The sequence below is a fragment of the Ruegeria sp. BG9 genome (assembly GCF_056538305.1).
The window spans coordinates 1-19,492 of sequence record NZ_JBQFSY010000015.1; the positions used below are offsets into that span (position 1 = coordinate 1).

10 protein-coding genes and 4 pseudogenes are annotated in these 19,492 nt (G+C 53.0%); 6 read left to right on the top strand and 8 right to left on the bottom strand.

What is annotated here, in order from left to right; translation table 11 throughout:
- Positions 1–34 precede the first annotated feature (34 nt).
- Positions 35–250 (bottom strand): annotated as a pseudogene (locus ACR0I8_RS21240) (IS6 family transposase); the annotation flags it as partial.
- A 242-nt stretch (positions 251–492) separates the two neighbouring features.
- On the opposite strand from ACR0I8_RS21240, the gene ACR0I8_RS21245 reads away from it, so the two are divergent.
- From ACR0I8_RS21245 to ACR0I8_RS21255, 3 genes are all read left to right on the top strand, one after another.
- Entirely contained in the window at positions 493–1,545 is a 1,053-nt protein-coding gene (locus ACR0I8_RS21245) for a hypothetical protein (RefSeq protein ID WP_170693448.1), read from the top strand.
- 280 nt (positions 1,546–1,825) lie between these two features.
- Positions 1,826–2,476 carry an acetyltransferase gene (locus ACR0I8_RS21250; protein WP_170693446.1) on the top strand — a complete coding sequence of 217 codons (651 nt, stop codon included), beginning with the start codon at positions 1,826–1,828 and terminating at the stop codon, positions 2,474–2,476.
- A 5-nt stretch (positions 2,477–2,481) separates the two neighbouring features.
- On the top strand, positions 2,482–5,037 hold the full coding sequence (locus tag ACR0I8_RS21255; RefSeq protein WP_170693444.1) for a long-chain fatty acid--CoA ligase: 2,556 nt from the start codon (positions 2,482–2,484) through the stop codon (positions 5,035–5,037).
- 385 nt (positions 5,038–5,422) lie between these two features.
- On the opposite strand, the pseudogene ACR0I8_RS21260 reads toward ACR0I8_RS21255, so the two are convergent.
- A pseudogene (locus tag ACR0I8_RS21260) lies at positions 5,423–6,050 on the bottom strand (IS6 family transposase).
- 982 nt (positions 6,051–7,032) lie between these two features.
- On the opposite strand from ACR0I8_RS21260, the gene ACR0I8_RS21265 reads away from it, so the two are divergent.
- Together ACR0I8_RS21265 and ACR0I8_RS21270 are read left to right on the top strand one after the other, a co-directional pair.
- A complete protein-coding gene (locus tag ACR0I8_RS21265) occupies positions 7,033–7,452 on the top strand; it encodes a CAP domain-containing protein (RefSeq protein ID WP_170693228.1) in 420 nt (139 codons plus the stop codon).
- Positions 7,453–7,757: 305 nt separating this feature from the next.
- Positions 7,758–7,973: pseudogene (locus ACR0I8_RS21270) on the top strand (IS6 family transposase); the annotation flags it as partial.
- A gap of 109 nt (positions 7,974–8,082) precedes the next feature.
- Here the strand turns inward: ACR0I8_RS21270 and ACR0I8_RS21275 are convergent.
- The 3 genes from ACR0I8_RS21275 to ACR0I8_RS21285 form a co-directional block, all read right to left on the bottom strand.
- The gene (locus tag ACR0I8_RS21275; RefSeq protein ID WP_170693226.1) at positions 8,083–10,599 is read right to left on the bottom strand and encodes a cation:proton antiporter; all 2,517 of its coding nucleotides are present in this window, start codon (positions 10,597–10,599) and stop codon (positions 8,083–8,085) included.
- 193 nt (positions 10,600–10,792) lie between these two features.
- Entirely contained in the window at positions 10,793–11,485 is a 693-nt protein-coding gene (locus ACR0I8_RS21280) for an aspartate/glutamate racemase family protein (protein WP_170693224.1), read from the bottom strand.
- Between the two features lie 270 nt (positions 11,486–11,755).
- On the bottom strand, positions 11,756–12,904 hold the full coding sequence (locus ACR0I8_RS21285) for an aminotransferase class V-fold PLP-dependent enzyme (protein WP_170693222.1): 1,149 nt from the start codon (positions 12,902–12,904) through the stop codon (positions 11,756–11,758).
- 88 nt (positions 12,905–12,992) lie between these two features.
- On the opposite strand from ACR0I8_RS21285, the gene ACR0I8_RS21290 reads away from it, so the two are divergent.
- Positions 12,993–14,441, top strand: coding sequence for an aminotransferase-like domain-containing protein (locus ACR0I8_RS21290; protein ID WP_170693220.1), 1,449 nt, complete (start codon positions 12,993–12,995; stop codon positions 14,439–14,441).
- A gap of 31 nt (positions 14,442–14,472) precedes the next feature.
- On the opposite strand, the pseudogene ACR0I8_RS21295 reads toward ACR0I8_RS21290, so the two are convergent.
- The 3 genes and pseudogenes from ACR0I8_RS21295 to ACR0I8_RS21305 all read right to left on the bottom strand — a co-directional run bounded on the left by ACR0I8_RS21295 (position 14,473) and on the right by ACR0I8_RS21305 (position 19,482).
- Positions 14,473–15,045: pseudogene (locus ACR0I8_RS21295) on the bottom strand (site-specific integrase).
- 120 nt (positions 15,046–15,165) lie between these two features.
- A complete protein-coding gene (locus ACR0I8_RS21300; RefSeq protein ID WP_170693218.1) occupies positions 15,166–18,309 on the bottom strand; it encodes an efflux RND transporter permease subunit in 3,144 nt (1,047 codons plus the stop codon).
- Between the two features lie 12 nt (positions 18,310–18,321).
- Positions 18,322–19,482, bottom strand: coding sequence for an efflux RND transporter periplasmic adaptor subunit (locus ACR0I8_RS21305; protein ID WP_170693216.1), 1,161 nt, complete (start codon positions 19,480–19,482; stop codon positions 18,322–18,324).
- Between the last annotated feature and the right edge of the window lie 10 nt (positions 19,483–19,492).

Genomic DNA, 19,492 nt, shown 5'->3' on the forward strand with positions numbered 1-19,492 from the left:
CTTTAACTTAGGTGTACGTTTCGTCCATTCTTCACGAACGAATACATGGCCCTTTGCGGCGACGTGCTGCCTCAGCGATTGCACCAGAATATCATGTTGCCCATCGGTTTAGAAAGGTGTGGTCCACTGCAACACGGCACTCGGCCATGATTTCTTCCAGATCCCGGTAAGAGACACTGTATCGGACATAGAAAAACACCGAGAACAGGATCACAGCCTTCGGATATTGCGTGCCTTCGAAGGAAGCCATGAACTGACTGTCGACGGGTTTTACCGAACGCCACTCATCCGCAGCATCTGATCACGTCAGCGGCTAAGAGTTTGCAACAGATCCGTTGGGAGCAGAGTGTGCGTCAGAACCATGCCACCCCGAGGCCTCAAGAGAAGTAAATCGTGTCAAGTCGATAGCTACGCTCAATCGCTTTTCTGTTGCTAGAATCAATTCGTTTTGACCTAAATTACAGAGTTTTGTGTTTGTAAGGGATTAAACTAGTGAAATATAAGATATTGATCTTGGGAGCTTCGTACGGATCACTTCTTTCTACTAAACTATTGATGGCTAACCAAGATGTGACGCTTGTTTGTCGCAAAGAAACTGCCGATTTAATAAATCGAGAGGGGACACGTGTTCGTATAAAGCTGCGCGGTGAAGAAAAGCACAGGTCGTTCAGCTCGAATGACCTTCCCGGAGAGCTGAACGCAATGCCTCCTGACCAGGTCGACCCAAATGAATACGATCTGATTGCCCTTGCAATGTCAGAGCCGCAGTACTGTCATGAAGCGATTGCAAACTTGCTTCAGCGGATCGCAAATGCTGGGAAACCCTGCTTATCTATAATGAATATGCCGCCACCGCCTTATTTGCAGCGCATCGAAGGGCTGGATGTGGAAAGGCTAAAGTCGTGTTTCACGTGCCCCGAGTGCTGGAGCGCCTTCAAGCCGGGGAATGTAACTCTATGCAGTCCCGACCCTCAGGCATATCGGGTCGTGGAAGAGGGCGCAAATGTCTTGCACGTGGGTCTACCAACCAATTTCAAAGCCGCACCATTCGAAAGCGATGAGCACAATGAAATACTGCGAAATCTAGAAACTGCGATTGATGCAGTTCGCGTTGAAGGAAACGACGTACCTGTCAAGCTAAGGGTTTTCGACTCCTTATTCGTGCCATTCGCGAAATGGAGTATGCTTTTTGCAGGCAACTATAGGTGTGTTTTGCCCGAAGGAGCTCGTGCCATTAAGGATGCCGTTCACAGCGACGTCGAACTGTCCGAGAGTATATACGAAACGGTGAGCGGTATTGTCAGTCAATTGGGAGCAGATCCAAAAGACAAAGTACCGTTCGAAAAATATGCGACCGCGGCAAAAAGTTTATTGAAGCCCTCTTCTGCAGCGCGTGCAATTGAAGCAGGAGCAGGGCAAGTCGAACGGGTGGACTTGCTCGTAAACCTGATTGCAGACCAAATTGGAAAGGCGACCCCCGAGCTTGAAAATGTGAGTGAGATCGTCAGCGCGCGTTTGTCCGCGAACCGCGAAGCAGGGCGCTAACTAGGCAAACTGCTGATGCTAGCTTTCCAGCCAGGAGAAAACTGTGGCGGCGCCTCAAACATACCTTTTTGGGGGCCATTCTGTTTAAGTTAGATGCCGTTTCTACTCAGCCGGCTACTACATCCGTCTTGCAAGCGATCTTTGTACCTGTGACCCAAATTTTGGTTTTTCGACCACCGGACATTTGAGGCCGCGAAAGCGCGCCCCGCAGGGTGATGTTGACGAACTACGAATTTAGATGTTCGCTGGTCTAGTTTAAGGCGTTATCGGGAGAATCTTTTTGAAAAGAATACTTTTTGGAGCTCGTAGCCCTCTGGTTGTTGACTATGAAGAGACGCTTCGGCGATTGAATACGCCGGCCGATTTTTGTGTGTCACTCGGGGATCCTGTTCGCGTGCTTTCGCGTAGGTCGGTGGTTCATCTCGACGATCTAGGGGATACTGATGGAGTTTTCTGGCCATGTGCGTTTCATCCAAGACGCCGTAAAAAACTGGCGGAAATTGCATTAGAGCATGGACTCAAGCCCGCTGACGCCATGATTGATCCTACAGCGGTGCTCGCGCGGTCAACGCGGGTGGGAGCAATGAGTTTCATAAATGCAGGAGCTGTAATCGGTGGCGCAAGCATTGTGGGCGAACGGGTTCTCGTGAACAGAACCGCAAGCGTTGGACATCACTGCGTTCTGAATGACGGTGTGAGTCTCGCGCCCGGCGTCACGCTTGCTGGCAACATTAAGATTGGATCCGGTAGTATTGTTGGCGTTGGAGCGATAATCTACCCAGATGTCGAAATTGGTTCTGGATGTATCATTTCAGGCGGATCCGTTGTCCGCAAAGACGTGCCTGATGGGGCATTTGTTGCTGGAAACCCTGCGACCGTTAAGGAGTTGGATCTCTCGCGCAGCACACTGGGTTCCGACGATCAGGAGTAGTTGTTTTGCACTCTGAATTTGCAAACCATTTGTGGCAACAAATTAAGGCAGATCCGAAAAAGATATTTTGGCAAGGTCCGGATTACGCACACAGTTATGACGATCTTACGCGTGCAATTTGCGAGCATTGTGGAAGATTCGACAGCATTGGACTGGAGAGCGGTCAACCTTTGGTCATCGTCTCCAACGACGATTGGGTCGCATCCACGTTGTGGATCGCGGCAGTACTTGACGGAAAGGTCCCTTCAATCATTGCCCCGGACTCCAGCGAGGACAGGCTTGTCGGCATCGCTGAATTGATCAAACCGAGTCTGATCGTCGCCGATACTGAGCGCTGCAATCAGCCTTGGGCTGAATCCGACTCGTGGGTTTCATTTTTTACCAACAACCTTCCCAACGCTGAAAAACGAGATCCGTCTTTGAAGCAACCCGAAAGCGGTTTGGCTTATCTATTATTTACGTCGGGTACCACGTCGCAACCCAAAGGCGTGATGCTGACGCACACGAACTTGCAGACTCAGTTGGCCGCAATCTCGCGCGTCTGGGAACTGGAACGCCGATCAAAAATCTTTAATGGTCTTGTAACCTATCATACCGATGGATTGGTCCAGGGGCCGGTATTGACAGCCTTCAATGGAGCAACACTGCTTCGGCCCGATGCATTTTCATTGAACCGGCTAGAACAGGATTTGTGTTGGTTACGTGATAGTCGTGCCACGCATATGATTAGTGCCCCAACGGTGTATGCCTTGATCGACCGACACGCGGCCCGATCAGACTATTTTGATCGTAGCGAATTTAAAACGATCCTGACGACCTCCGCGCCAATGGCCCCAGATCTTTGGGACAGACTCGAGGAGCGATTCAAAAAACCGATTGTGAATGAATACGGTATGACTGAGACAGTCGCCGCCAGTCACTTTGCTGGACCGCACGCGGAAATGGGTGAACGATATACGATCGGCAAACCGATCGATTGCGAAGCAATAATTGTCGATCCGTCAACTGGAAAAGAACAGCCGCAAGGTGAAGTTGGGGAGTTGTGCTTGCGCGGGCCCTACATCTTTGCCGGATACTTTGGCCGACCAGAAGAAACGGAAAAAGCATTCCGTGGCGAATGGTTCCGCACGGGAGACCTTGCAACCGTAACGCCGCGGGGGAACTTCAGTATTGTTGGACGAATGAGCACAGCGATCAATAGCGGTGGATTTTTGATACGCCCTGAAGAGATTGATGAAGTGCTCTTAAAACACCCGGATGTGCTTGAGGCGCAGACCGTAGGTGTTTCGGACGAAGACTTTGGGGCCTTACCAGTTTCTGCAATTGTCCCTCAGAAGCCTCTGGAACAGTCTGACATTTTGGAGTTTTGTCGAACTAAGCTGGAACGCCAAAAGGTACCCAAGAAAGTTGTTTTTTTGAAAGAGCTTCCGCGTCGAGGATCAGGAAAAGTTGATCTGCCTGCACTGAAAGAAATTTTGCAGAACCAATCGACCATCACCCGTGACATCAATAGCGAGCACGATGCAGTCATCTTGGATATTGCCGCCGAAGTGTTTGGGGCGAAAAAAGGCTCTTTGAACATTTCGTTTGGCCCAGACCAAATAGGGGGGTGGGACAGCTATTCTCACACAGTATTGGTTATGGAAGTTGAAGCTCATTTTGATATTCAGATATCGATGTCTGAAATCAACAATATTGAAACGCTTCAAGATCTTTCCAATACTGTTGCGAGGCAAGTCAAAGCGCCTGATACAAGTGAGCCCGAGGAACCTCAGGATGGGCCCCTTGAGGTGCTACGAAGTGGAACTGGAGGTATCACTGTGATAGCGATGCCAGATCTTTTCGGGGTTCCGCTTTGGATCAACAAAATCCTCCCCTTTATTGACGATCGTTGCGAAGTTTTGGGCCTTCGACCCAATACGGAAATGTTAAGAGAGCGCGACAACCAATCAATTGCTGAATACGCGCAGGAATGCGCAAGGATCATTCTCGGACATGGAATTTTTCAACCTACTTTAATCGTCGGATACTCATTTGGGGGTTTTTTGTCATACGAAACCGCTAACATTCTAAAGGATGAGTCCCAGAATACCGTCGTGCCTGTGCTGTTAGATTCCGCAGTTCCATCTAGACTGCGTCGAAAACGCTTTTCAGATAAAATCGAGTGGCACGCACGGATTTTGGCCTGGCGATTTAGGTCCTTCCGCCGCGTATTCGCGAGTGTTGCTTCGACAAAGGGTGAAGTGTTGGATGAGCCCGGCTTATTCCCTGTTGCGCTATCAAGTCATCCAGCGTCAATACGTGCAACAGTTCGCCAGTTTTACAATGCGCTTTCTAGATACGAGCCCAGCTATTACAAAGGGACAATTTGTCTTCTGCGCGCTACAAAACGACGTTCAATTCTTGGGCCTTCGCCCAATTTGTCTTGGGATGTTTTTGCAAGTGAAGTTGATCAGTACGACATCAACGCAGATCATCGCACAATCCTTTTTGACGATGCTTCATGCCAACGCACTGCAACTGAAATCAACAACATAGTTGGTAAACTCACTAAAAGATAGGAAGTCTTTTTTATCTCCTTAAAGGTTGTTTTTCTAATTATTTTTGCCGTTTTCATGAATCGTGCAGCACGTAGATTATTGACCAAAAAGGTAATCAGAGTTCGGGTACTGAGTTCTCAAAAGCAGTTCTGCCAACTGGTAGACTCAACTGCCCACCAATTCGACTGGTGCTATGCCAGCAAAAAGATTGTGACAGAACGAAGTCGCCCTTGTCGCTCCACCGCTTCCAAAGGTTGTACGGCGTCTAAAAAGGCCCATACGCCGCAGGCTCCTTGGTTTTGTTGCAAAAATCAGAGCCCGTTGAGTTGTTTCAGCAATCGCTTGTGAATCAGGTGGCGAGCTCAACGAACTGCTGCAATGGGTAGAGGCCTGGCATGATTTGCCCCTAGCCGATCAAGTGCACCACTTTAGTTCCGCCGATCTTTGCCGCCGCTGAAGTAAAGGCTTTGAACCCCAGCATAGGCCGCGTGCGTCTCTTGATGAACCGGTGGTCCTGTTCCACGATATTGATCAAGTATTTCCGCCTCACGATCTCAATTGGGATCGGGCAGCCAAAGCCTTTGAGCAATTTGTTGATAGCCTTGATGCCGGTGGTGTTGGCACCGCTCTTGTCGATCACAATCTCCCTCGGCAATCCATTGATATCCCACATTCTGGCGAAGAACTTGGTGGCGACTGGTTTGTTGCGACGCCGTGAAAGCGTGAAATCAAGGGTCTTGCCGTGCTTGTCCACAGCTCGATAGAGGTAAACCCACGCGCCTTTAACTTAGGTGTACGTTTCGTCCATTCTTCGCGAAAGATTACATGGCCCGTTGCGGCGGCGTGCTACCTCAGCGATTGCACCAGAATACCGTGTTGGCAATCGGTTTAGAGGGTTGTGGTCCACTGATACACAGCACGCGGCCATGATTTCTTTTTTGATCCCGGTAAGACACACGGAATCAGACATAGAAAAACACCGCGAACAGGATCACAGCCTCGGGATGTTGCGTGCCTTCGAAGGAAACCATCAACTGACTATACCGAAAGTCGTTCACCCGCAGCATCTGACGTCGTAGACAGCCAAAAATTTTGCAACAGTTCTCGCGCCAAGGGTAAATGGTCGGTAATAGTTTAGCGTTCCACAGTTTGTCACGTCCACAGCGACGCAGATTTTCGATGCATCGCTGCAACGGGACTTTGATAGGTTGGAGGCCATGAAAGGCTCGAAGAAACGCACGCAGAAGTTTATTGGAGCAAGGTTTCATTTTTTAGTCACTCCCCAAATTTGGTGAGTAGACTTAAATACAGAACAAACATGTAAATTGAATAGTCGCAGCCGAACATTGAAACCACCCATCTTACCTGAGCTCTGATTTGTGGGGGTGTGAGGGGCTGGCCGAGGGGGTCAAAGCCAGCCCCTTTCTCTCACCCTTGAATGAGTGGTGTTGTCTTCTGTTTGAAACAAACTTGGCAGAAACGTTCTCAGCCCGAAATTGGGGAAACCCCGTAATGCCCAAGTCTGTGACGAAACGGTTTGTTTCCAAATCTCAAACGGTAAGTTTCACAATGAATCGTGGACACAATTCCGCCATAATGCGACCCTCTGTCTGTGGGCGACATGCTTTTATTTTAGAACGTTCTGGTTTTTCCAACTGGATTTGAGGGGGTTAATTGGTTCGGTGTGTCGCCCGACGAACCTCAGCATCAAACACAAATAGCGACATGCAGCTTTCCGTTACGTCAAGGTGTATATTACCTTTTCTTTAATGAAACTGTCACAATTCAAACATTCCGACTGGATAGCGAAAGAATGCGGCGCGTCGAGAATGGGGTTTACGATTTTCAATGAGGGGGTACGAGTTCGGCGCGTCGTACATTAGGCCGCAATAGCCTTGGCCAGCGTATATCTCGTCTCTGAATGGGTACATTTATCGTAGCAAGACCTACGACCAATTATCTTCGTTTGTAGCAAGCCAGAGTTGCAACTATTGGAAGAAACCGGGGATGACTGAAATGTTCCGTCTACTGCTAGTCTTGGCGTACCTACTCCCTTCAACCGTCGTGGCCAACACATTGGCGACGGACGCATTGAATTCACTTCGCGAAAGCCAAGGTCTTCACGTCTTGCAATATAGCCAAAAACTGGAGAAAGCTGCGAAATCTCATGCAGAGGACATGGCGAAGAGAGGTTTCTTTTCGCATACCGGATCAAACGGGTCTGATGTAGGAAGGCGGGTTCTCGGGGCAGGCTACAATTGGTGTTTCGTTGCCGAAAACATCGCAAAGGGGCAGCAAGGGTTGGAAGCAGTCGTGTCGGCTTGGGCTCGATCACCCGGACATCGAGCGAACATGCTCTCTCGCGAGGCAAGGGAATTCGCGCTTTACGAAGCCGCAGATCGAACTTGGGTAATGGTTTTGGCCGCCCCCTGCTAGTTTCGCGCAGGATCAGCGGGTCAATTGAAACAATGGTGACGGCCAATCCTTTTGTTCGACACGGTCCAAGCAAACACACTGCGCATCTTATCTTCCCAATCTCAATTCAAACCCAGCCCCGGCTGCGTGACACCTACAGCGACACTGGATCTTACCAATCAGAGCGACAATCTTGGGAATTCAGAGCTATTGGTTCGTTATGTGTAAGGCGTTAAGATGCGTCGCAAAATTTGAGGTCTAGTTGACGAGCCTGCGTGATCTGAGGTTTGTACTAGACGCGTAATTTTCGAACAAGTTGTTTGAGCATGATCTCGTTAAAGGGCTGTCATTTCGCCAAGCATGCAGTTTTGTACGCCGTTTAATTCAATCTACAGTACACGTTGTCCTATCGTGATTTGGAAGAGATCATGGCTGAGCGCGATGTGCGAGTTGACCATGCCACATCGAATAGGTGGATTGTGAAATACTCGCCGATCGTCGCAGCTCGTGCGCAATCAAAAAAGCGCCCAACGCTGAGTTCATAGTGCATGGACGAGACCTATGACCGAAGCCGACTGATGCCTCGCGAAACAATACTATTGTTTTGCAGGTCCTTTCAGATTGGTTCTCTTTAGAGAAATTGAGCCGTGTTCAGGAGGTAGTTGAAGGTTCATCCAGGTCCAACACTGCTGGGTCGATCAAACGCTTGGCAGCACTCACTTCGACCGACTTCCGCATGGCCTTGCTTCGCCGCAGCAAGCGCCGGAAACTTGCTTCGTCAAGCATAAGCAGTGTCGAGGGCGCCAGCGCTCGCGCATTTACCCGACGGGGCCGTTTCATGAGCATGGCCAATTGCCCAAACATTTCGCCACGACCTAAACGTGTGGTGTGTCTGCCGAACTCCACTTCGACTGCTCCAGAAGCGATGAAAAACACACTCCGGGTCAATTCATCTTTGGAAAGGATCTTGTCGCCAGCGTTGGCGTAGCGCGTACGCAGCGCTCTACTGAGTTTTCGCAATGAAGCTTTGTCGAGATCAGAGAATAGTGGAAACTGCCTGACCAGATCCCGCCCCTTCAGGGCGATGTCCAGTACAGGACGCCCTTCGGATAAAGCACGTCGTGCCGCCACTTCCTGCATCAACACTGAATAGAGCTCTTCGCCTACCAGGCCATCCTCGCGCATGACCGCGTATTCTCGCTCCTCCAGTCGCAATGCTGTCCTTCGGATGAACCGCCGCTCCAGCTTTTCCGCATAACCTGGATATTGGAGCCGTAATCCTTCAAGCGCTGTCTCAACCGCCTCGGATCGGCGCTCCAACAGGTCGTCTAGCAACTCCGCAACCCGGCGACCGTGGATCCGGCGTATGCGACCACGGACAAACCCATCGAGATCTCGAAGGATCAGACGTTGCATGAGCAGTCTTTCGAACCTGTCCGCTGTTATACGAGTGAGCGGAAACGAGATTCGTAGGCGGTTGTGCAGGAAAACGGCGATCCGAAAAGACTTGCCATAGACGACAGATCGATTGGACGCGCGCTGATAGCCGATCCGACCACCGGTCCTTGCGCCTTCAATGAGCCGATCAGCATCGGACAGAATTTTTTCGCTGAGAACGGATGACATGGTACGCTCTCGCATTCGGGCCAATACTGAATCCCGCTCTGCACCGGCTAACGCAATAAGGCCAAGCGTGATCCTGTCGCGATCAAGGATCTCCGCGCTGTCCTCGGCGGCCTTTACAGCCTCGTCGAGGCGTTCGCTAAATTGTTTGGCTTCGTTTCTTACAATTTGGTGGGTCAGGTCATAGTTTTCCGCGGTGCGGGACACATCCTCGCGGACTGATTGCAAGGCGACCGCGACCACCTGGCGCGACAATGCCGTATCAAGCGGAGTGAGTTTGTCGAGCCCTAGCTTTGTGATCACCGTTCGCAAGGTTGTCCCTTGGACAATCAGTGTAAACAGCGTAAAGCCAGTGGCCAAAATACCGACCAGACGCTTGGTTTCGAGCGGCACTTGAGTGCTTTCAGTGACTGCCAGCGCCAATGCCAAAGTCACAGCGCCCCGCAGCCCACCCCAAAGCATTGCGGTGCGATAGGGGCGTTCCACAACTGGCGACAGACCGATTGTCGTGAGCAAGGGCAACAAGCCGAACAGAACCGCCGCCCGCGCCAGTGTTGCAGCAAGAACCACCACTGCCAGCAGGCCAAAGTCAGATGGCTGCACCCCTTCCAAAAGTCGCGGTATCAACAATGCTGCAAGAATAAAGATCAGCGCTCCGGCCCAGTGCGCCAGGAGATCCCATACTTCTTGCAGATTTGTCCAAGCGACTGGGGACAAACGACCGGGGCCGGTGAGGTTGAGCGTTAGTCCTGTGACCACCACTGCGATAACACCCGAAGCCCCGACGCTTTGTTCCGCAACGATATAGGCGAGGTAGGGCAGCGCGACAGAAATTGAAATTTGCGCCTTGTCCCAACGGTCTACGAAAGCCATCATCCAAACCGCCATACGCGCCATAAGCCAACCAGTGAGTGCGCCACCGGCGATCAACAGCGGAAACTGCCCCACGGCTTCACTTAGTGATGGATCAGGTCTGCCGAGCATCACAAAGCTCATGAATAGCCCGAAAAGAGCAATCGCGGCAGCATCGTTCAGGAGGCTTTCTCCCTCAATTATTCGCGACAACCTACGTGGTGCGGAGATTGACCTAAAAATGCTGACAACCGCCGAGGGATCCGTTGTCGATACGATAGCACCAATCAACAGGCAGGCGACCAGCGGTAGCGCACTTACCCAACTGAGCGCATAGCCAATAGAGAGGGTAGCCACAATCACCGCGACAACGGCCATCATCAGGATGGGCATCCAGTCATCCAGCATCCTGCGCAGGTTCATGCCAAGTGTCGCCTGGAAGAGCAACGTTGGCAGGAAAACATAGAGGAAGACGTCCGACCGGATCGGCAAATCAATAATCGCCTGCGCTCCCGGGTTCAATGCATCCGTCAAGTCAGTGTTGAGAAAGAACGTTGCGCCAAGTCCGATCACTATCCCCAGGACCGCTAGGATAACGCTGTAAGGCAGGCGCATACGTGCAGCCAATGGTTCCGCCACGCCGATTACAACAAAAAAAGAAGTGATGATGGTCGTAATGACGACAATATCCATTACTACGTATTACCTGAGAACTCGAACTAATGGAATCCACTCTTAAACCCTGATCGACCACGTGGAATCGATTTGTGTACTCACACTTGGCCAGAGTTTGCAGTAGGAACGAATGCCAGGACCGAAGGGCCGCAGTGCCACACCAGCGCGGCGAGTGAACGGCTGGAAAGGGCCGATCCCGCATAAGCAATGTTCAAGGATCCATCGCTCGATCGAATGCAATTTTGCAGTGGATCAGAGTTGTATCGAAGACTGGAACCGGAACGTTGTAAGAATTGAGCAGAATACCCACTTCCGTGCATCCAAGGATCAGAGAGTCCGCACCGGCTTCTACCAGGCGTGAAGCGATCTCGACATAGGTGCTGCGGCTGGCCTCGGTCGTGATATCTTTGCAAAGCTCGTCATAGATGATCCGGTGCGTCTCAGCGCGGTCATCATCGTTTGGAACAAGCGGTTCCAACCCAGCCGCTCTCAGACGATCTGTGTAAAACTCCTGCTCCATCGTGAACGCTGTGGCCATTAGTCCAGGGCGTTGAAGTCCGGCAGCCTGTATTGCTTTGGCGGTGGCGTCAGCAATATGAATCAGGGGAATGCCGACACCTTCCATCATCCGATCGGCCAGCTTGTGCATGGTGTTCGTGGCTAGGATCAAGAGGTCTGCTCCACCTCGATCCAGCGCCTTAGCTTCGCGGTTTAGGATGTCTCCGGCGGCGTCCCAAGCACCCTTGGCCTGTAGCGCTTCGATCTCTGCAAAGTCTACCGACCTGATCAACAACTGTGGCGAATGAAGTCCTCCGAGTCTTTCGCGGGTGAGATCACAAAGCTCACGGTAGTAGAGTTGCGTCGATGCCGCTGACATTCCTCCTAAGATGCCAATAGTTTTCATCGTCGATCTTCCTCAGTCATTTGGTCTTCTAGGCAAAGGAGGTCGGTTTGACCTTAAAGCGTCCTCAACCGAGTTCGTTCCGTCTTGTGTTCCGCGATCTGCGAGAACCCCATCGACAAACCCGATTTGTCCGGAAACATAGAGGGTTTCATCCGGGCTCAAATGCATCGCAACGCAATTGGCCACAGCGGCGACGGCATCGCGCAGTTGAATGCCAATGTCTTTCAAGCGTTGATTGATCGACATGCGATATCGAGCAGATGCTCGCCTCTAGTGGAAAACGGATTTCAGGGTTTCGGACAGTCTATCGAGGTCGTTGTCCGTGACATGCAGGTATGGGGCGAATCTCAAGGAACTGCCGCGGCGGCTGAGATAGACATTGCGCTCGGCCAAGCTTGGGAGGAGCGTCTCTGGAATGCCGCCTTCAAGGCCCGCGCCCAGGATGTTGGGACTCCGAACCTCTTTGGGGACTGGAAGAAAGCCGAAGGGCTCCAGGATCGCCGCGATGCTGTCATTGATGCCTTCAAGGGTCTTAGCGATGTTCATGACGCCCCAGTTGGCAATTTGTTCCAAAGCCACAACTCCACCGGGCAGGATCGATGGAATATTCTTCTGCCCCATCTCGAACCGGCGGGCTCCGACTTGGTATTGATCGTTGTACTGGACGAGGTTCTCAAACATCTCGGCATCGGCTCGGCTGAGCCAGGTCTCTTCCAGCGGGCGAGCATCATGCCACTTGGGATCTGCATAGAAGAGGCTGAGGCCATAAGGGCAGAGCAGCCATTTGTACCCAGCGGAGATCAGGAAGTCAGGTTTCAAGGAAGCGATGTCGATTGGCTTTGCCCCCAAGGACTGCGTGACTTCGAGGATGAAGTAAGATCCTACGGACCGGGCAGCCTCAGCGATCTTGTCGAGGTCCAACAAAGCGCCGTTTGTCCAATGGCAGTTGGGAATGGCGACGAGCTTGGTCCGCGGCGTGATGCGATCCAGCACGGCTTGGGTCCAACCGAAGTCCTCAGGCGTTGGTACGACGACAAAATGGGCCCCGGTTTCTTGACCCAGCCGCTGCCATGGGAGGTAGTTGGACGGGAACGCCTCGCCCAAGACGATGATCTCGTCCTGATCTGATAGGCGCTCTTCTAGGATTCGAGCCGCTGTTGACGATCCATAGCTGGCGGACGGCGTAACGGCAAGATTGTCGGCGCTGACGCCAAACGCTTTGGATGCGGCCGTGCGGAAAGCCTCGGCGTCCTCAAAGAAGTGGTTCGGCTTGCGTTCCCAAGGGTGACATTTGGAAAGGGCCCCTTTGACCAAGGCGTCACCTGCTTTCTTCAGCAGCGGTGCATTGTAGGAACAGTTGAAATACGCGAGATCCGGCGGAATATCGAACATGTGTCTTTGTGACGGGATTGTCGTCATCTCGCGTCGCCTCTTTGGAAAAATAATATAGAACAAATTCCTGATTGTATCACATCGTGTGGTCAATAGTTTCATTGTATATAAGACAATGATTTTCTTCTCATACCTGAAGCGTCCTTGTGAAACCTCAGCTATTCAATACAATCTCTACATTGTTCAAAAAGCGGATCGCCCCATGCGAGCAAAGTACAAAGACGTCGCTGCCGACCTGGCCCGAGATATCCGAAGTGGGACGCTGAAGCCGGGAGATCGCTTGCCGACACATAGGGAACTCGCACATCGCCACGGATTGTCGTTGGGGACCGCAACGAAGGTGTTTTCGGAGATGGAGGCCATGGGGCTGACAATCGGCGAGGTTGGTCGAGGAACATTCGTCCGCATGAACGCCGACGCGCGTGCGATGGAGTTTTCATACGAGACTCCGAGTGAAGCGGTAGTGGACTTCAGCAAAAACCACCTGGTTCTGCCCGAGCAGGACGGCATCTTCCAAGAAGCGATTTCAAAGGTGCTGGCTGATCCTGGCTGTGATGTTTTAGATTACCGGAACAATCCGGGCGCAGAGTATGACCGACTAACGGCTTGGCGATGGCTCAACAAAGATCGCGCCAGGCCAATCGACAGCCATGAGGCCATCACCATTTGTAGCGGCGGGCAACACGCCTTGATTTTGGCATTGATGGCAACCTGCCGTCCGGGGCAAGTCGTGGCCGTTGAGCGTCTGACTTATCCGATGGTGCGTTTGACCTGTGAGATGCTCCGGCTCGACGTGGTTGAAGTGGACGCCGACGGTGATGGGGTAATCCCAGAAAGTTTTGATCGGATTTGTCGAAAGCACGATGTCTCAGCATTTTTCTGTATCCCCAACGTACAAAACCCGACTTCGACCACGCTGCCGATGGAACGCCGTTCAGAAATCGTGGATATCGCCATTTTGAATGATGTCATGGTTATCGAAGACGACGCCTATGGTTTCCTGCTTGAACAGCCGCCGACGTCATTCGCTGAGCTTGCCCCAGATCGCACGCTTTACATCCGAACGCTCTCCAAAAGTTGGGCTCCTGGCCTGCGAGTGTGCTACCTCGTTTCGCCAGACAGTTACAGAGATGCCGTGGACCGTGCCCAGCGTGCCTCCGTTTGGATGAACGCGCCACTCATGGCTTCAGTTGCGTCTGAGATCATTACATCTGGTCAATACGATCTGGTTGTCAGTGCCAAGCGCAAAGAGGTCTTCAAACGCCAAGCAATTCTACGCCGCGTCCTAGACGGCATGGAGGTCATTACCCAACCGCAAAGCATGCATGTGCTTTTGCCGCTCCCGTCCAATGCCCGGAAAGATTGGGTGGTCGAAGCTTTGGCTGATGCAAATGTATTGGTGTCCGCCGCCTCTCAGTTCGCGGCAAAGGGCGAACGCTCGGGGCTACAAAATGGGCTCCGGCTTTCTATCGGCGCTCCTCGCAGTCGAGCGACTATGGAAAACGCCCTGACGACTCTTCGGTCAGTGGTAGAGTCTTCTCGGAAAAAAAGGGCTTGGCGTTAAGCTAAAATTCAGCGTTGGCAACCGAGTATTATTAGATCTCAATGGCTTCTGCGATGGCCAGGGCGTCCTCGAGTACGACGCCAATACAACGGATTGTGCTCTCCATCTTGGTACGGCCAAGCAAGAACTGAAAGGATCTGAGGTTGCCAGTTTTCTTGTAGATCTGGGTTACTGTTGTACGCCTCATTGAATGAGTTCCGTAGGCGCTTGCCTCGAGACCAATTGATGTGACCCAGTCTCTTGCAAGCCGTGCGTATTGACGCGTCGACAGGAGCAATCGTTCGTGAAGCCGACCGGGCCAAAGGTATTCTGGCCCGACCATGAGTTCGTCTTCCATCTATTTCGCAATAGCGGTGCAGGTTCCCTCGGATATTTCGAAGCGAACAGGATTCTGTGTGTTGCTTTGCAGTACAGAAGCCCGTTCCGTGATTTGACCCGATGCCACGAAACCGGCCACCTTCATCTTCTCCAGAGTGCAGCTGCAGAGCTTACTGTCGATTGCCGTGTTGAAGAGTGCAATATCGCGATGGTTTTCGCCATGCTCAAGGCAAGCTTGTATCGCTTTGACATGTTTTGCTTTAAGAGTGCGTTTTTGACCTACAATACGCCCTTTGTTCCAAGCTGGTCAAAGTCCGGCGCGCGGCCCATGGCAGACCTTTAACTTTGCTTCGAAAACCGACGGTTTTGAAACACACCAAGTCGGGACGAGAAGTAGTCTCAATCCTCATTCTGCCACAAGCGCGACAATTCCTTCTCTAGGCTGGGGAGGTTGGTTCTTCGCCTCAAGCGGCTTGTCGAGCTTGCCACGATACACCAATGCGAAAACGGGCGGCGTAAAATAAAAAGATACGACGGTCGACAACAGCACCCCTCCGGCGATGGCTACCGCGAATGGTGGCCAAAATGCTCCACCACCTATGATTAGGGGTAGGAACCCGCCAAAGGTTGTAACCGTTGTCGAGATGATATGCCGACTTGAACCGGACACAACACGCGCCATAGCTGCTCGGTCGCCTTGGCTTGCGTCAACGTCTTGTTGCAACCCAGTCAGAATTATGATCGCCGCGTTGATCGAAACTCCAATCGAGCCGATAACTCCGATGATCGCCGTTATTCCGAACGGGAATTGCATAACGGCCAGCGACAGCATGGAAAGGCCTGCAGACAACACGCACACGACCAAGGTCACGAGGGTTAGTCGGAACGAATTGAAGGTTAGTACAATGGTCGCGATGGAGAGTGTGACAATCAAACCAACAGAGGCAAGCAGATTGCCTACAGTATTGGATCGGGCATCACTGTCACCGCCCAAGGACATAGAATAGCCTTGTGGTAACACAAATCCGGACGCATCAAGCGCCTCTAGTACGTCCTGCAACGCCTCTTCGGGTAAAACACCGGGGACGATAAACGCTTGGATAGTGTTTTCGCGCACGCCATCCGTTCGGGTTATAACGCTCTCCGCTGGTTCGATCACCGGTGTGGCCAGTTCAGACAGCGGCACAGCAGGGAAAACACTAGTGGCGGATATGGCGGCGGCATTGGGCAGCAGGATGGGCATACTGACAATGGCGCTTAGGTCTGATCGCACCTCGTCACCAAGACGAACTCGCACCGGCAACTGTTCAGTCCCTTCGATCAGTGATCCTCCGGTGACGCCAACAAGTGCCGTGTCCAACTGACCGGCTATGTCGGCCACGTCCAATCCCAGCAGACGGGCTTTGACCTCATCAATCTCGAACCGGATTTGAGGATTGCCGCCGTTCACGCTGGCGCGCGCCTGCGTCACCAGGTCGAGATTGGCCATAACTGAACGCACCTCGTCGCCCAGATCGCGCAAAACCGTGATGTCCTGCCCCTGAATTTTTACTTCAACTGGTGCGTCGACCGGAGGGCCCTGCACGAGACTACGAATGATGATCTGCGCGTCAGGAAAGTCGGTATCCAAACGACCCTGCAGGGCTCCGACAAGGCGGGCTGCGTCGTCGGCCGTGTCGGTCGTGATCATGGCCTGTGCAAAACCGGGCTCGCGTGAACGGTTGCCAACGATGTTGTAGTAGAATGCAGGGCCGGATTCTCCGACTGTCCAGTAGACACTTTTGACCCCATCATCTGCCAGCAGCATCTCATCGATCTGGCGGGCGGTTGCTTCGGTGGTGGCAATTGATGTTCCACCCGGCATGTCGACCTCGATATAGAATTGGTTGCGGTCGACGCCCGGGAAGAATTGCGCGGTCAGCGTTGGAAAGGCCGCAAAGCCAAGCACGGGCAAGACCAGTGCCAACGCGATGGATCGCACCGGATTAGTGACTGACAATCGAATTGAGGCCTCGAACATTCGGGCAAGCGGCGGGATGCTGATACCGCGGCTCAGCATTCCTGCGTCGGGGCGGTCGGACAGTACCCAGCCCGCAATCGCGGGGGTCACCGTCAAAGCGACAACTAGTGACCAGACAAGCATAAGCACCACGGCGATAGCGATAGCACCAACAAAGTCGCCGGCGGGGCCAGGCAGCAAGATCATCGGCGTGAAGGCGAGCGCCGTTGTTACAGTCGACGCCAGCAGAGGCGCAGCCAACCGGCGAACAGCATCTCGCACGGCTGAAAGTCTCTCCATCCCATCCTGCAAACGACGACGAATTTCATCCGTCATCACGATGGCTGCGTCAACGAGCAGACCGAGGGCAACAATCAGGCCAGTCACGGACATCTGGTGAATTGGCAATCCAATCATGTTCATAGTCGCAAGAGTTGCCAATGAGACAACCGGCAATACCAAGGCCACAATCGCAGCTGCACGAACGCCCAACGTAACAAACAAGACTGCCACGACTAGAGCCACACCAATGGCCATGTTGATCCCAACCTCTGACAAACGATCCGTCGTGTACTGGCTTTGATCAAACAGCAGTATTTCCTGCATGCCCAAAGGCACTGATGCGGCGCCGGCCTCAAGCTCATCCCGTAGAAAGCCTGTCCAGCGGTCGATCTGCACGCCGTCCTGCGCCAGAATCCCCACCAAAACGGAGGGCTTTCCGTTTGCAAATGCGATTGAGGACTGCGGTTCGCGTGCGCCCCGGTCTACGCTGGCAATATCTCCGAGTTGCACCACTGCACCGTCTGCGTTTTCACGCAGGACGATGCTCCGAATGCGATCCAAACTCTCAATTTCTCCGCTGACGCCTATGGTCAGGTCGACATCGGATTGCAGCCGCCCAGACTGAACCTTTCCGTCTGCTTCGGCGATCCGCTGGGAAATCTCAGTGGCGCCAAGCCCAAGCGCAGCGGCTTTGTCCATATCGACACTTACGAGCACCTCTTCTTCCGGCTGACCGAAATAGTCGACGGCTCGTGTCGCAGGTATCGCGCGCAATCTGTCACCCAGTGCTTCGGCATGACGAGACAGCAAAGTTAACGGGAAGTCAGGGTCCTCGGCCGCGACTGCAATGACAGCGGAATAGGCAGCAATACCCTCGGCATCAAACTCTGGCGGCAAAACTCCTGCCGGGAAGTTCTGGCGCGCATCCTCAACGGCGTCCCGAGCCTCGGCCCAAACCTGCTCAATGGTGGCTTCGTCTAGTGTTTCCAGCAATTCAACAGAAACGACCGACACGCCCGAGCGGGAGACTGAACTGATCTCATCCACCTCGGCGATCTTTCGCAGCTCTTCTTCGATTTCTGCGGTCACCAATGCTTCGACCCGTTCGGGGTCTGCGCCCGGAAACTGCGTGGTTACAGTTGCGAAGAGATTGGTGATCGTGGGGTCTTCCTGTCGCCCAAGCGATAGGAACGAAGACAGGCCTGCAGATACAAGCACCAAAATGATCAGGGCAACCAGCCGGGGATGGCGAAAGGTAAGGGTTTCCATCAGATCGCTCCGTTACTCGCCAGTGTTGAAGGCGACGCGCTGACCAACGCTGACCCGCTGCGGCCCCTGATCGATCAGGACGGTGCCTTCCGGAAACGCGCCACGCACAAATACGCGGTCATCTTCGGCATGCAGTACTTCGACCGTCGCCAGGCGCACAGTCTTTTGCGCGTCGGCTACGAGCAGTGTCCATTGCCCGCGCGTTCCTTCCTTCAGTGATGTTGTGGGCACCCACGTTCCGGCACTTTGGACAGGATCGAGTACATGCACACGTGCGGTTTGTCCGAAAGCAACATCGGGAGCGTTCTTCAGATCGAACAGCGCGGTGCGGGTTCTGGTCACCGGGTCAATATCGGGCCGCAAGGTTGCAAGCTCAGCCCGGTAACTTTGACCTGCTATTTCGATCTCAACATCAGTTAGCAGCGCCGGATCAACATCGAGAGGAATGCCGATCCGAACCTGCGGCGACACGACCTCGACCATTCCCAGAACCAGCTCGCCCGAGCGCAGAGTTTCGCCGCCGTCCACGTGTCGCGCGGTTATTTGACCGGCAAATGGGGCCTCGATGCTGGATTTCTCAATCCGAACGGTCACATCGCGCAAGGCCGCATCCAGCTCACCAATTCTGGATAACAATTCATCTTGCTGAGAAACGGCTTCGTCCAAACGGGCTTGACTGGTAAAGCCTTGTTCGATGAGTTTCGCGTTTCGCTCAACCGTCTTTCTTGCAAATGCAAGCTGGGCTGCAATGGCATCGCGTGATGCTGTCAGACGGTCGCGTTCGACCTCCAGCAGTGCGATGTCCAGTGTCGCAAGAAGTTGACCCTTGGCAACCTCGTCACCCTCATCCACCAGAATTTGATCCAGCGTCCCGTTCAGTTCGAAAGAGATATCTGCCGAACGCTGAGGTTCGACCTGCCCGATGAACTCACGGTCGACCGTGTACGCGCTCTCGGAGGTGATCGGCGTCACGGACACCGGTGTAACAGCGGCGGCATCCGGTGCTGGCACCGCCTCCGCTCGACGCGTGAGCTCGGATGCGCCGAAGTGAACAGCGGCCGCCGCAATTGCTACAAAACTGACGGTCACTCCCAGACGCACACTGCCGCGTAACACACGTACAAATAGGCTCGGTTTGGTCGCTTCAGTAGATGAATTTGCAGGGTTCGGCATTTGGGGACCT